Origin of the sequence: Peptoniphilus sp. SGI.035, from assembly GCF_050315115.1 — a bacterium.
Taxonomy (GTDB): domain Bacteria; phylum Bacillota; class Clostridia; order Tissierellales; family Peptoniphilaceae; genus Peptoniphilus_A.
This window is the reverse complement of record NZ_JBNPOJ010000006.1, coordinates 42,210-55,996: the sequence shown is the minus strand read 5'-3', so window position 1 is coordinate 55,996 and position 13,787 is coordinate 42,210. Positions and strand designations below refer to the sequence as shown.

The following is a 13,787-nucleotide window of genomic DNA, read 5'->3' as shown; positions in this document are numbered from 1 at the left end:
GGGAAATATATGGAAAAAAACAAAAACAATTTATCTGTTCTCTTAGGGGCAGCCTTTTTAATGGCAACATCTGCCATTGGACCTGGATTTATGACACAAACTGCTACTTTTACTACAAAGATTGGAGCAGACTTTGCAGCTGTAATTCTAATTTCAATTATTTTTTCATACATTGCACAACTTAATGTATGGAGAGTTATAGCAGTTTCAAAAATGAGAGGTCAAGACATTGCAAATAATGTACTACCAGGGCTTGGATATGTAATTGCATTTTTAGTTGCTCTTGGTGGTTTGGCATTTAACATTGGCAATATTGGCGGAGCAGGACTTGGACTTAATGTAATTTTTGGAATTGACGTAAAAATTGGAGCAGCAATTGGTGGAGTAATTGGAATTATACTTTTCTCTTCTAAATCTGCAAGTTCAATTATGGATAGAGTTACACAAATTCTTGGTGCACTTATGATTATATTAATTGCCTATGTAGCAATTAAGACGCAACCACCAGTTGCAGAAGCTGCAAAATCAGCTATTAAACCTGCAGGTGGATTTAATAGTATTATTTCTCCAACTCTTACACTAATAGGCGGAACTGTTGGCGGATATATTATATTCTCTGGTGGACACAGACTCATTGATGCAGGAATCACTGGTGAAGAAAATCTTTCTCAAGTAACAAAATCTGCTTCATTAGGAATTGGCGTTGCATTAATTGTAAGAGTTTTACTATTCTTAGCAATTCTTGGAGTTACAAAAATGCAAGGAGTACAAATTGACCCTGATAATATTGCAGCATCATCTTTCTTAGCGGCTTCTGGTGTAGTAGGATACAAAATTTTTGGTTTCGTATTTGCAGCAGCAGCCTTCACTTCAGTAGTAGGTGCAGCTTATACATCAGTATCATTTTTAAAGACATTATTTAAATTTGTAGCTGATCATGAAAATATGGTTACAATTGCCTTTATAGTATTGTCTACAATTATGTTTATCTTTATAGGACAACCTCAAACTCTATTGGTAGTAGTTGGAACACTTAATGGCTTTATTCTTCCAATAACTCTTGCAGTAATTTTATTTGCATCTAAAAATAAAAAAATCGTTGGAGATTATGTACATTCAAATATACTTTTTATACTTGGATGGATTGTAGTTGCAGTAACTGCATTTATGGGAATTCAAACTGTAATAGCAAATATTGGTAAGTTATTAGGATAAGTTAGGAGTAAAAAATGTATGATAAAATAAAGTTTTTAACAGCTGGCGATTCTGCTATTGTCATGGAATTTGGCAATACAATTGAAAAAGAAATCAATGCAAAGATTTCCGCAGTTGTTGAAAATTTAAAAGAGAAAAAAATAGATGGTATTTTAGACATTTTGCCAACTTATAGATCCATTTTAATTAATTATGATCCTGTAAAAATTTCTTATAGCGAAATGGTTGAGATTTTAAAGGGACTTAGCAAGTCAAACAAAGACAACAAAAGTGATGAAGTTAGACTTATTGAAATACCAACTCTTTATGGCAAAGAGTATGGACCAGATATTGAGTTTGTAGCTGAAAATGCAAATCTTAGCGTAGATGAAGTAATAAAAATTCATTCTGGAAAGGATTATTTGGTTTATATGATGGGCTTTATGCCAGGTTTCACATATCTAGGTGGACTTGATGAAAGAATTGCCACTCCAAGACTAAAGAGTCCAAGACTTAAAATCGAGCCAGGTTCAGTAGGTATTGCGGCAAATCAAACTGGAATGTATCCATTAGAATCACCTGGAGGATGGCAATTAATAGGAAGAACACCACTTAAACTTTATGATGACACTAAAGAGCCCCCAGTGTTTATTCAAGCAGGTGATTATATTAGATATATACCTATTACTAAAGAAGAATATGACAAAATAGGAGAAGAAGTTAAAAATGATTCTTATAAAATTTCCATTGAGAAAGTAAAGAGAGGTGATCTTCATGAGTAGTATTGATGTAATAAATGGTGGAATTCTCACGACAATTCAAGATAGTGGTAGGTATGGCTATCAAGAACTTGGCATTACTACATCAGGTGCCATGGATGATTATAACTATAAACTTTCAAATATATTAGTTGGAAATAAACTTGATGAAGCTGTGCTTGAAATGACTTATTTTGGACCAACTTTGAAATTTAATGAAGAACTGACAATTGCAATAACAGGTTCTAATATGAATCCAAAGATAAATGGCAAGGCTGTCCCTATGTTTGAAACTATAAAAGTTAAAGCAGGAGAAATTCTTCAATTTGGAAAAGTTGATGAAGGAATAAGATCTTACATTGCCTTTGGTGGTTCAATTGATGTACCCATTGTAAACGGCTCAAAATCAACTCATACAAAAACAAAAATGGGTGGAATAAATGGGAGAGCTTTAAAACCTAAGGATCAACTTAATATTAAAAAGTCTAAGGAAAAAACTATGAGAAGAATTCCTGAAAAGTATCTTCCAAAGTTTTCTCACTGCAATATTTTAAGAGTTGTACTTGGACCTCAAGATGATTATTTCACTGAAAAGGGCATTCACGATTTATTTAGATCAGGGGGATATCAAGTTACCAAAGATTTTGACAGAATGGGAATTAGACTAAAAGGAGAAGAAATTGAACATAAAGAAAGTGCAGATATTATTTCTGACGGAACAACTTTTGGTTCAATTCAAGTGCCAGCAAATGGGCAACCAATTATACTTTTAGCGGACAGACAAACCACTGGTGGCTATACAAAAATTGGAAATGTAATTACACCAGATCTTCACAAGCTTGCACAAATGACTTTTTTGGATAAAGTTCTTTTCCAACAAGTTACAATTGAAGAAGCTCAAAAATTAACAGTAGATTACAAAAATAAATTTGATGTAATAAAAAAGGAATCAATAATATGAAATTAAGTGAACTTGCAAAGATGCATCCAAGGGATGTAAGAGAACTCATTAGAAAGGGCAAAGTTGATCTTCCAACTTCAGGGATGAGTGAAGGATATCTGCAAGCTAATCTTGCAATACTCCCAAAAAAGTATGCCTATGACTTTTTGCTTTTTGCACAGAGAAATCCTAAGCCATGTCCAATCCTTGAAGTATTAGATGAAGGAAGTCCTATTACAAAAATTATGGCTGATGGGGCGGACATTAGGACTGATGTCCCAAGATATAGAATATATAAAGACGGAGAATACTTCAAGGAAGTAAGGAACTTAAAAGATTTGTGGCGAGATGATTTCGTAACCTTTGTAATTGGATGTTCCTTCTCTTTTGAAAAGGCTATGCTAGAAGCAGATGTACCTGTAAGACATATAGAAGACGAGCATAATGTTCCAATGTATATTACAAACATTGCTACTGTGCCTGCAGGGATCTTTCACGGAAACACAGTTGTATCTATGAGACCAATTCCTTACAAAGATATTGTTAGAGCCACAACTGTTACAGCAAGATTCCCAGCAACGCATGGTGCACCTATTCACATTGGAGATCCATCTATTATTGGAATAAAAGATATTAATAAACCAGATTTTGGCGAAAAAAGCGAAATTAAAGAAGGAGAAGTGCCAGTATTTTGGGCTTGTGGAGTAACACCTCAAGCAGTTGCAATGGCATCTAAACCGGAAATTATGATTACTCACGCTCCAGGTCATATGCTAATTTTAGATAAAAAGGATTCTTATGTTTCAGTATTTTAAAAATTTTCTGTCAAGGAAACTTGGCAGATTTTTTATTGATGCAAATGAAATAAGATTTGAAGGGACTCTTATATTTTAATTAATAGATAAGAAACTAGCCAATGAAATATTATCAATTAAGTAGGAAAATAAAGTTTACCTTTTAAAAACAGGCAATAAGACTTTAATAAAGTGTTTGAAATTAAAAACAGAAAAATTAAAAGGAAAGCCTAAAATTGCGACAAATAAATCTTTTTATGGTATAATTCTCAAATAATTTATAAAGGGATGGTAAAATTGAAAAATAATTGTTTAATAATTATTTTAAATATTATTAATTTTATTCTCTATGGAGTGGATAAGTTCAAGGCGAAAAATAATTTGTGGAGAATTAGAGAAAAAGTTTTGCTAATTTTTTCAATTTTTGCAGGAGTTGGAGGTTTTCTTGGGATGGAAATTTTTCATCACAAAACTCACAAGACAAAATTTTATCTGGCAAACATTATTGGAATACTTTTAACTGTTTATTTAATAAATTAATAAAATTTGAATTGACTTTATAAGCAATTTCTTATTAAATAAATGTAATACAAAAAATTATATTGAGGAGGCATTATGGAAAATTTTGATAATTCTGAAAGAAAAAAGAAATTTGTTCCAAGTATTGAGACAGAACTTAGGAGAAGGCAAGTATCTGTTCCTGAAGTAACTTATAGGGCTAGTGGAATAAATTTTATGGGAAAGAGAATAAAATCGCTCCTGTTTACTAATGATATCCCTATTATTGTTAACAATAATGCACAAGCAATTATGTCTGTGTATCCTTTTACTCCACAACTTAAAATAGTATCAGCTATAATGGAAGTTGCATCAGTTCCAGTATTTGTTGGTATAGGCGGCGGAACAACATCTGGATTAAGAGTAGTAAATATTGGATTGCAGGCAGAACTTATGGGAGCAGCTGGAGTAGTAGTTAATGCACCTATGACCAATGATAATATAAAGGTAATTTCAAGGGCGCTAGACATTGCTGTCATAGCAACTGTTATTACTGAATACGATGATATTGAGGGAAAAGTAGATGCAGGGGCTAGAATTTTAAATATTGCAGGTGGCAAAAAGACTGCAGAACTAGTAAAATATACAAGACATATAGTTGGAGATGAATTTCCAATTATTGCAACAGGTGGGCACACTGATGAGCATATTCTTGAAACTATAGACGCAGGTGCAAATGCAATAACGTACACACCTGCATCAAGTGCTGAAATTTTCTCAGAAGTCATGGAAAAATATAGACTTAACATGAAAGAGAAGGAGAAATAAAAAATAAAGGAGAAAAAATGGAATTTGGAATTTTATCGATAGTTCCTCCAATAGTTGCCATTGCTTTGGCGCTTATAACTAAAGAAGTAATTACTTCTTTATTAATTGGAATTTTATCTGGAGGACTTATCTACACTGGTGGGAATATTATTGCCGCCTTAGAAACAGTTTTTGATTTAATGGGAAAAAAGCTGGGAGATAATGCCCTTATGCTAGTCTTTTTAGCTATGCTTGGGTCACTTGTAATGGTAATGAACATGGCGGGAGGATCTTTTGCCTATGGTAAGTGGGCTAGTAAAAAAATTAAGAGCAAGAAAATGGCAAAGCTTGCGACATCTTTTCTTGGAATTTTAATTTTTATCGATGATTATTTTAACTGCCTAACAGTTGGTGCAGTAATGAAACCAATTGTCGATGAAAATAAGGTGTCAAGGGCAAAACTTGCACATATTATTGATTCAACTGCAGCGCCAGTATGTATACTAGCACCAGTTTCATCTTGGGCAGCATCTGTTGTCGCAGTAATAGGGGACACTGGAGTAAAAAATCCCATGAGCGTATTTCTTAGCACAATTCCTATGAATGTGTATCCCATACTTACATTACTTTTAATTTTATATTTCTGTACATCTGATATAGAAATTGGAGTAATGGAAAAATATGAACTTAACGACACATCAAGGCTTGTTGAAAACGAAGATGTTGGATATAAGTATTCAAAAAATGGAAAAGTTTATGATCTTGTGGTTCCAATTTTGGTTTTGATTTTTGTAACTGTAATGATGATGTTAAAGACTGGCGGATTTTTCACTGATGGAGTAGGAGCAGCAGCTGCTTTTGGAGATGCAAATGTAAATTTATCCCTTGTAATAGGAGCTTTTTTTGCAATAGTAGTTTCCTTTTTACTATTTATCCCAAGAAAACTTTTGAAGTTTGAAGAATTTATGAAGGGAATAGTAGATGGAATGAAGACAATGGTTTCTGCAATTGTAATTCTCTCTCTTGCTTGGACTATTGGTGGAATCACAAGTGATGAATTTTTAAACACTGGATCTTATATAGCATCACTTATTTCTAACTCAACTATGCCAATGTGGCTTTTACCGGCAATAATTTTTGTAGTTGGAGCATTTTTATCATTTTCAACAGGAACGGCTTGGGGAACTTTTGGGATTTTAATTCCAATAATGGTGCCAATTTTGATGCACACAAATCATATGCACTATTTGACAATTGTACTTGCGGCAATTTTCTCCGGTTCAGTATTTGGAGATCACTGTTCACCAATATCAGATACAACAATTTTGTCTTCAGCGGGAGCAGGTTGCGATCACATCGCCCATGTTTCGAGTCAATTACCTTATGCAATTAGCGTTGGTGTATCCTCAGCACTTGCCTTTTTAATATCAGGAATAATAGGAAAGCCAACACTTACACTTCCAATAGGAATTTTAATTCTTGCTGTGATTGTATTTGTATTAAGAAAGATGACGATAAAAAAATATTTAAAAAATGAAAATTAATTTTTAAGGCTAACTGAGAGGTTAGTCTTTTTTTAATTTTATAAGGTTTAATTTTTGTAAAAAATTTTTATTTTATCCTTTAAGAATTCTGTAATGTGGTATATATTTAAAATAAGAAATATAAGGGGTGCAATATGAGCTTTCAAATTGAAAAGAAAAATATTTTAGATTACGAAGTTGACGCAATAGTAAATGCAGCAAATAAAGAACTTAAAAGGGGCGGCGGAGTATGTGGTCAAATTTTTGCAAATGCAAAGGACGAAGAATTAGAAAAAGAATGCAATAAACTTGCTCCTATAAATCCTGGCGAATCTGTAATAACTAAGGGTTATAATTTAAAGGCGAAGTATATTATACATACTGTTGGGCCAATTTATTTTGATGGAAACCAAAATGAAAGGAAAATTCTTGAAGCTGCGTACAAATCTGCACTTGAACTTGCTGTGGAAAAAAATTTAGAGAGTGTGGCATTTCCACTTTTGTCATCAGGGATTTATGGATATCCGCTAGATGAAGCAGCAGAAGTCGCAGTATTTACAATAAGGGATTTTTTGAAAAATCATGATTTAGACGTTTCTATTTCAGTACTCAATGACAATGTGTTAAAAGTTTTAAAAAAGAAAAACAAAGAGTGGCTAGAAAAATAAATTAATAAGTTTTTACTCTTTATAAGAAATAATAAATTTATTTTATGTATGAAATATGTAGATTGGGAGTAATGGAGTTTTTGTTAAATCAAATTATATGATATTTGTTTTTGTTAATTGCTTGAGATGCTAATTAAAAAATTTTTAAAATTAATATAGATTCTATATTTTTGACCTATTTGTTTTTATAAAGTCTTGGGTAGGAACATTTTATAGATACATAAAAATTATATTTTCATTAGCATATTTAATAATTAGCTATGGATAAGAATTTAAAGTTAAAGGCAAAATAAAAGATAGCCTGTCAATTGACAAGCTATCTTTTTATTTTAGTAGAGTAATCTTTTTATTTCGTTTCTCATTCGTATTTTGCCTGCATGGTAGGCAACTTTTCCTGCTCTCTTTGGGTTTAAGAGTGGCATTAATTTTAGCTTTCTTCTCTTTTTTCTCTTTGGCTTTATTAATTTTATAAAAACTATTAATTTTATTAAACTTGATAAATTTTTCATATTTTCTCCTATTTTTTCTTGCTTCTCTTTATTTTATTTGTAGACTTTTTATTTTTTTCTTTAGTTATTTTTTTCGATTTTATATTTGAAGAAGTTTTTTTGTCCTTATCTTTTTTATTTGACGAATTGCTTTCATCTTCTCCAAATTCATTGTACCATTCTCTAGTGTGGACATCGCAGTGTTCTTTTGGAACAGTCATGTAATCATCTGGGTAAATTCCATAATGAGCCTTTGCATCATAAGGTTCTTCTCTTTCAAAGCGAACTGAATATAGCACTGATTCACTAGGACAAAATTGTGTTGCAAGTTTATTTGAGTCTTTGCATATTAAATATTTCTTAAATAAATTATCCTGTTCTCTTGGCTCCGTGCCTGAAATAAATTTTTCTCTATAAGATGCGCCAGCGTAATCACTCATTTTTGTCGCAAGTTTTCCACTCTTTGATGAAATAGATCTCGTAACAATATAGGATGGGTCTTCCTTAAAAGCTTCTCCCTTGCCTAAATTTTTCGCCATTCTATTAAATAATTCTATTGCAGAAGATTTGTCAGATGAAAGAGAAATTTTTGGAGAGTCTGCACCAATCCAAAGGGAAATTGTGCGACTATTTGTAAAGCCATTTACAAAATAATCTGAATTGGTTTTGTTTTGACCAAGGTATGCACCAGTTTCCGATGAGCCAACGTGAGCGCCAATTGCGTTGCCCCTATTTTTATTTGAAATAAACACATCCTTTAAAAGATGTGAGGCTTTCTCGTCAAAAAGTCTTTTCTCTTTGTTGCTATTGTCAATGATTATATTGCCACTTGGGTCTTCTATTTTTAAAATGGCAGTTTCTTCTTTGTATATTCCGTCATTTGAAATTGTTTGATACATTTTTGATAAATCAGAAAGTGTTAGACCAACTTGCATATTTCCAAGAGCAAGGGATTCTAAGTTCTCGTCGTGTTTCTTTTTATTTTCACTGTGATTTATAAAATAATCATCGCCATCATCTTTTATAATTTCAAATTTTTTTAATACATCAATAGCTTTGTCTTTTCCAATTTCATCTAAAACTTTTGCCGCTATAACATTGGAAGAATTTTCCATTGCAAGTCTAAGAGTCATCAAACCCTTAAAGGAATCGTAATAATTGTGTGGCCAAAACAATCCGTCGTAGGTAGTTGGGACATCATCGTAGACATCGCCAAGAGTTTTACCATCAATTAAAGCTGGGAGATATACGCTAAAAGGAGTAAGGGCAGAGCCAGGTTGTCTATAAGATTCTGTGGCACGATTTAAAATTTTTGCGTTTTTAGTTCTAACATCTAGTCCGCCAATTATTCCCTCGACAAAACCATTTTTATTGTTAACCACAATCATTGCAGATTGAGGTTGCATTACAGGATTTGGATTGAAGTTAAAATATTTATTTGAAATAATTAAATTGTCATTTTCAATTTTATAAAAATCAGGAAAGTCCTTTAAGTAAGAACCGTCGATAATTAAATAATTATTTTTGAGCTCTCCAGAACCTTCTTCAATTTTTAGAGCGCCAATTTCATAAGTGTTTAAAATTTTATTTTTGTCCAGTACATAGGCATCGATTATGTCGATTTTTTGTCCTAATTCTTTAAAATAAAGACTTTTTATTTTTAAATCACCATGAGATGAGATGCTGTAAGATGATTTTGGAATTATTAAATTAAATTTTTCATCTAAAATATTATTTTTTGCAAAATATAAAATTTCATCACCAAAAACAATATTATTTCCACTGTCAAAACTTAAATTCAACATTCTACTGCCGCCGCTTGATGATCTATTCAGCAAAAAGTTTTTGAAATTTTCGTATTTATCTTCTAAATCCTTTTGGATGTTTTCATCAATTGTGGAATAGACTTTGTAACCGCCAGTAAAAAGTTTATGTTCGCCATCTTCCAATGTAGTCTTGTAGAAATCAGCTAAGTACCTTGAAGCCTCTTTTTTTATGTAGTCAGTGGAGTAGGTACTCATTGTATGATTTTTAAAATTGCGAGGATTAATTGCACTTACGATGTCATAATTTTTGGCGCGTTCATATTCTTTGTCGTCAATATAACCTAAATCGTGCATTCTCATTAATACAATTTTTTGCCTTTTAAAGGCATCATCATTTAGCACCATGTAGAGATCTTTTCCGTCGATTTCTCTTGTGCCAATTACTTTAAAATCATCCTTTAAATATTCTTCTGGCACAGATTTAAAGGGAGAATAATTTGTCGGGGACTTTGGTATTCCAGCAAGTAGTGCAGCCTCAGCAATGTTTAAGTCAACTGCGTCTTTTGAAAAATAAGTTTGAGCAGCAGCCTCAATGCCATAGGCACCTTGTCCCAAATTTATTCTGTTTAAGTAAGCTTCTAAAATTTCATTTTTATCTAGCACGTCTTCCACTCTTAAAGACAAATAAGCCTCTTGAATTTTTCTGCCAAGAGTTTTTTGATTTGTTAGATAGACAGAACGAACTAGTTGTTGAGTAATAGTAGATCCACCGCGCATAAGGGATCTTGATTTTATATTTGCGGCAATAGAAGATGCAATGCCAATTGGGTCAAGACCCTTGTGTTTATAAAATCTATGGTCTTCAATTGCGACAAAGGCATTTTTTACATTATCGGGAATGTCATCTATATCCACGAGAGTTCTATATTCAAGTGATTCAATTTTTTCAATTAAATTTCCATCCTTAGAATAAATATAGGAGCTCTGATTAAAGGAAGAACTCAAATTATTTAAATCTGTGGTAGGAGTTTTTGAAATTATTGAAATAATAAGTGCTGAAAAAAGCGAAATAATTAAAACAAAAATTAAAAGCAGGATTAAAAGTGCAATTTTAATTTTTTGAGTTTTATTTAAGTTTTTAAAATTATTTTTTAAGCTTGCAAAATTTTTCATAGTTACTCCTTTTTTTAATTATATCATTTTAGCAAGCCAAATACTATTATGTGAGTTTTTTAATCTTAGCATTATGTAGTATAATATAATTATGGATAATGTTTATTTAGAGAATTTAAATTCAAATAAAAAGTTAGAGAGAGTAATTATTGTCGGTACTAATATTGGTGCTTATCCTCACAGACTAGAGACATCTATGAAGGAGTTATCAGACCTTGTCTTTGCAGATGGTGCAGAGGTCGTGGGAGAAGTTACGCAGAATATTTATAAGTTTAATCCAAAATATTTAATTGGCTCTGGAAAAGTTGACGAAATAAAGGAAATGGTAGAACTTTTAGAAGTTGATGCCATTGTTTTTAACGATGAACTTTCTGGAATTCAAGTAAGAAATTTGGAAAAGAGAATAAAAAAGAAAGTAATCGACAGGACAAATTTAATATTGGATATTTTTGGACTTCGAGCAACAACTTACGAGGCAAAGCTTCAAGTTGAACTTGCAATGTTGGAGTATCAATTACCTAGACTTCTTGGCATCGAAGGATGGTCAAGGACTGGTGGTGGAATTGGTACAAGAGGTCCTGGAGAGCAAATTATTGAAACCGACAGAAGAAGGTTAAAAAGGGAAATCGACAAGATTAAAGAAAAACTTGAGAAGGCAAAGAAAACTAGAGACACTACTAGAACTAGAAGACTTGATAGCAATATTCCCATTGTATCACTTGTTGGTTATACAAATGCAGGCAAGTCTACGATTTTAAATAGATTAAAGGACGAGGATTCTGGAGAGGTTTCTGTAAGAAACATGCTTTTTGAAACTTTAGATCCATCTTCAAGGAAGGCTAGACTTTTGTCTGGGCGTGAATTTATAATTTCTGATACCGTTGGTTTTGTTTCAAAACTTCCAACAAAAATTGTGGAAGCTTTTAAATCAACTCTTGAAGAAATAAAATATTCAGATTTAATTCTTCACGTCATTGACGCATCAAGCGAGGATTTAGAAATTCAGTACAAAACTACTATGGCAATATTAAAAGACATTGATGTATTGGATAAAAATATAATCACAGTTTTTAACAAGGTTGACAAGGTAAATGTATACGACATAAATTTACCACTTCCAGTTCTTCCAGATAAAAAAGTGTATATTTCTGCAAAAAAAGATGAAAATATGGATGCCCTTCTAAAGATTATTGAAGAAAATCTCGAGGAAAAATATTTTGACGTAAAATTAAAATTTACCTATGGAGATACAGGCCTTCTATACAAACTAGTAGAAAAATTTGATGCCAAGCCAATTTATGAAGAAGATGGCATTTATTTAGAATTAAGGCTTAATCAGGGCGAATATGAAAAAGTAAAGGATTATGTTGTAAATGTATAATTCAATTTTAAAAAATGGAAAAGCTGAAATAGAAATAAAAAAATCTATTTTCATTGGGCGAGCCTTCTTTGTAAAAAGTGAAGATAAAGCTCTTGAAATTTTAAAAAATATTAAAGAATTAGAAAGGTCTGCAACACATAATTGCCATGCTTACATTATTGGAGAAGATGGACTTACACAGAGATACTCTGACGATGGTGAGCCTAGTGGCACAGCAGGAATTCCCATGCTTGAAGTATTGAAAAAAGAAGAAATGAAAAATGTACTTGTAATTGTAACTCGATACTTTGGCGGGACAAAACTTGGTGCAGGAGGGCTTGTTAGAGCCTATACTGAAGCAGTTGTGAAAGCACTTGATGAATCAAAAAGAGTTATTAGAAAAATTTTCACAAGGACAAAAATAATTTACGACTACACATTTCACGGTGCTATAATGAATTTACTTGCAAATGAAAATTATAAAATCATTGAAGAAAATTATACAGACAAAGTTGAAGTTACAATTGACATTGGCGAAGACAAAACTATTTTAGATAAAATAAGAGATATGACAAGTGCAAACTTTAAAATGGAAAGCTTAAAAGATATTGAACTTCCAACAATTGATGGAAAAATTATTTATTAGGAGAAACTATGGATTATAAAAAAGTTACAGAAAATTTAGTAAAGTGGACAGAAGATTACGCAAAAAAAGTTGGCGCAAAGGGATTTGTCTTTGGACTTTCAGGAGGAATTGACTCAGCAGTTGTAGCGGCAGTTGCAAAAAGAGTTTTTCCAGAAAATTCTCTTGGACTAATTATGCCCTGCGATAGCATAGACAAAGATAGAGAAGATGCACTAAAAATTGCAGAAGCAATTGGTTTAGATACAAAGACAATTGATCTTACAAGTACATTTTATGAACTAATGAAGGCATCCTTTACTTCCGAAAATAAAATGGCAAGATCAAATATTAAGCCGAGACTTAGGATGACAACATTATATTATTATGCACAAGACCTTGGCTACTTAGTCCTTGGACCATCAAATGCAAGCGAATGTTATCTTGGTTATTCAACTAAATATGGGGACTCTGGCGCTGACATTATGCCAATTGCAAATATTTTAAAGACGGATATCTTTAAAATTGCAGAGGAACTTGGCTTGCCAGATTTTATAATAAATAAAAAACCATCAGCAGGACTTTGGGTTGGACAAACTGACGAAGATGAAATGGGCTTTACTTATGAAGTTTTAGACTCATACATTAGAGGGGAAAAAATTCCTGATAAAGAAGTAAAAGAAAAAATCGATAGAATGCACAAAAATTCAGAACACAAGAGAATTATGCCTCCAAAGTTTGAAATATAAATTTTGATTTAAGGAGTTGAAATAATGTTAAAAGATAGGATTAAAAATTTATTCATTTTAATATTTTTTATGGTGCTATTTAATGGATTTTTTTATTACAAGACAGGAAGGCTTAATCCCAATGCAATAAAAACTCATCTCTTGGGCATTGTTGTTTATATTGTAATTAGTCTAATTATTTATAAAATTAAAAAGAAGGATTAATTGCAGAAAATATAAAATAATAATTTATGGGATTATTATTCTATGTATTTTTACAAAAATAATAGACGAGGGAAGATGAGATATATTATTTACAGCTCTAAACTTTTAAATTAAAAAAATTTAAAAACAGTGCTTGACAAAAATATTTTACTAGAATATAATGTCATACATAAAATAATAAATGCCATGAAAGAGAAAAAGATATTTAGTGAGTCTCAAAGAGAGTGGGGATGGTGAGAGCCC

At 31.9% G+C, this 13,787-nt stretch carries 13 protein-coding genes and 1 other annotated feature (1 of these 14 only partly in view); of the genes, 11 read left to right on the top strand and 2 right to left on the bottom strand.

Annotated features, from left to right (window positions below):
- Window positions 1-9: 9 nt before the first annotated feature.
- The 8 genes from ACQRC6_RS04555 (at window position 10) to ACQRC6_RS04520 (ending at window position 7,182) form a co-directional block, all read left to right on the top strand.
- Window positions 10-1,215, top strand: coding sequence for an NRAMP family divalent metal transporter (locus tag ACQRC6_RS04555; protein WP_427847943.1), 1,206 nt, complete (start codon window positions 10-12; stop codon window positions 1,213-1,215).
- A gap of 14 nt (window positions 1,216-1,229) precedes the next feature.
- A complete protein-coding gene (gene pxpB, locus ACQRC6_RS04550; RefSeq protein ID WP_427847942.1) occupies window positions 1,230-1,976 on the top strand; it encodes a 5-oxoprolinase subunit PxpB in 747 nt (248 codons plus the stop codon).
- Window positions 1,969-2,913 (top strand): biotin-dependent carboxyltransferase family protein, encoded by a 945-nt coding sequence (locus tag ACQRC6_RS04545; protein ID WP_427847941.1) that lies wholly within the window; start codon window positions 1,969-1,971, stop codon window positions 2,911-2,913. The genes pxpB and ACQRC6_RS04545 overlap by 8 nt, the downstream gene beginning before the upstream one ends.
- Complete coding sequence (locus ACQRC6_RS04540) at window positions 2,910-3,707, top strand: putative hydro-lyase (RefSeq protein ID WP_427847940.1); 798 nt, start codon at window positions 2,910-2,912, stop codon at window positions 3,705-3,707. The genes ACQRC6_RS04545 and ACQRC6_RS04540 overlap by 4 nt, the downstream gene beginning before the upstream one ends.
- Before the next feature lie 276 nt (window positions 3,708-3,983).
- Window positions 3,984-4,226 (top strand): DUF1294 domain-containing protein, encoded by a 243-nt coding sequence (locus ACQRC6_RS04535; RefSeq protein ID WP_427847939.1) that lies wholly within the window; start codon window positions 3,984-3,986, stop codon window positions 4,224-4,226.
- A gap of 75 nt (window positions 4,227-4,301) precedes the next feature.
- Window positions 4,302-5,012 carry a hydrolase gene (locus ACQRC6_RS04530; RefSeq protein WP_427847938.1) on the top strand — a complete coding sequence of 237 codons (711 nt, stop codon included), beginning with the start codon at window positions 4,302-4,304 and terminating at the stop codon, window positions 5,010-5,012.
- 17 nt (window positions 5,013-5,029) lie between these two features.
- Window positions 5,030-6,535, top strand: a complete 1,506-nt coding sequence (locus ACQRC6_RS04525; RefSeq protein ID WP_427847937.1) for a Na+/H+ antiporter NhaC family protein — start codon at window positions 5,030-5,032, stop codon at window positions 6,533-6,535.
- A 134-nt stretch (window positions 6,536-6,669) separates the two neighbouring features.
- Window positions 6,670-7,182 carry a macro domain-containing protein gene (locus ACQRC6_RS04520; RefSeq protein WP_427847936.1) on the top strand — a complete coding sequence of 171 codons (513 nt, stop codon included), beginning with the start codon at window positions 6,670-6,672 and terminating at the stop codon, window positions 7,180-7,182.
- A gap of 329 nt (window positions 7,183-7,511) precedes the next feature.
- Here ACQRC6_RS04520 and ACQRC6_RS04515 read toward each other — a convergent pair whose 3' ends face one another.
- Together ACQRC6_RS04515 and ACQRC6_RS04510 are read right to left on the bottom strand one after the other, a co-directional pair.
- Window positions 7,512-7,691, bottom strand: coding sequence for a hypothetical protein (locus ACQRC6_RS04515; RefSeq protein ID WP_427847935.1), 180 nt, complete (start codon window positions 7,689-7,691; stop codon window positions 7,512-7,514).
- An 8-nt stretch (window positions 7,692-7,699) separates the two neighbouring features.
- Window positions 7,700-10,609: a transglycosylase domain-containing protein gene (locus ACQRC6_RS04510; protein WP_427847934.1), complete on the bottom strand. Its 2,910-nt coding sequence runs from the start codon at window positions 10,607-10,609 to the stop codon at window positions 7,700-7,702.
- Between the two features lie 91 nt (window positions 10,610-10,700).
- Here ACQRC6_RS04510 and hflX point away from each other — a divergent pair, with 91 nt between their 5' ends.
- Genes hflX through nadE form a run of 3 tightly spaced genes read left to right on the top strand, consistent with a single transcriptional unit; the run spans window position 10,701 to window position 13,340 of the window.
- Entirely contained in the window at window positions 10,701-11,990 is a 1,290-nt protein-coding gene (gene hflX / locus ACQRC6_RS04505) for a GTPase HflX (RefSeq protein ID WP_427847933.1), read from the top strand.
- Window positions 11,983-12,615, top strand: a complete 633-nt coding sequence (locus ACQRC6_RS04500) for a YigZ family protein (RefSeq protein ID WP_427847932.1) — start codon at window positions 11,983-11,985, stop codon at window positions 12,613-12,615. Before hflX ends, ACQRC6_RS04500 begins: the two co-directional genes overlap by 8 nt.
- Window positions 12,616-12,623: 8 nt before the next feature.
- On the top strand, window positions 12,624-13,340 hold the full coding sequence (gene nadE, locus ACQRC6_RS04495) for an NAD(+) synthase (protein WP_427847931.1): 717 nt from the start codon (window positions 12,624-12,626) through the stop codon (window positions 13,338-13,340).
- A 381-nt stretch (window positions 13,341-13,721) separates the two neighbouring features.
- Window positions 13,722-13,787, top strand: a binding site (T-box leader); it runs 163 nt beyond the window's last position.

Coding starts and splice junctions, on each gene's coding strand:
- ACQRC6_RS04530 (WP_427847938.1), top strand. CDS start 4,302: ATGGAAAATTTTGATAATTCTGAAAGAAAAAAGAAATTTGTTCCAAGT.
- ACQRC6_RS04555 (WP_427847943.1), top strand. CDS start 10: ATGGAAAAAAACAAAAACAATTTATCTGTTCTCTTAGGGGCAGCCTTT.
- ACQRC6_RS04545 (WP_427847941.1), top strand. CDS start 1,969: ATGAGTAGTATTGATGTAATAAATGGTGGAATTCTCACGACAATTCAA.
- ACQRC6_RS04540 (WP_427847940.1), top strand. CDS start 2,910: ATGAAATTAAGTGAACTTGCAAAGATGCATCCAAGGGATGTAAGAGAA.
- ACQRC6_RS04525 (WP_427847937.1), top strand. CDS start 5,030: ATGGAATTTGGAATTTTATCGATAGTTCCTCCAATAGTTGCCATTGCT.
- ACQRC6_RS04510 (WP_427847934.1), bottom strand. CDS start 10,609: ATGAAAAATTTTGCAAGCTTAAAAAATAATTTTAAAAACTTAAATAAA.
- hflX (WP_427847933.1), top strand. CDS start 10,701: ATGGATAATGTTTATTTAGAGAATTTAAATTCAAATAAAAAGTTAGAG.
- ACQRC6_RS04520 (WP_427847936.1), top strand. CDS start 6,670: ATGAGCTTTCAAATTGAAAAGAAAAATATTTTAGATTACGAAGTTGAC.
- nadE (WP_427847931.1), top strand. CDS start 12,624: ATGGATTATAAAAAAGTTACAGAAAATTTAGTAAAGTGGACAGAAGAT.
- ACQRC6_RS04515 (WP_427847935.1), bottom strand. CDS start 7,691: ATGAAAAATTTATCAAGTTTAATAAAATTAATAGTTTTTATAAAATTA.
- pxpB (WP_427847942.1), top strand. CDS start 1,230: ATGTATGATAAAATAAAGTTTTTAACAGCTGGCGATTCTGCTATTGTC.
- ACQRC6_RS04500 (WP_427847932.1), top strand. CDS start 11,983: ATGTATAATTCAATTTTAAAAAATGGAAAAGCTGAAATAGAAATAAAA.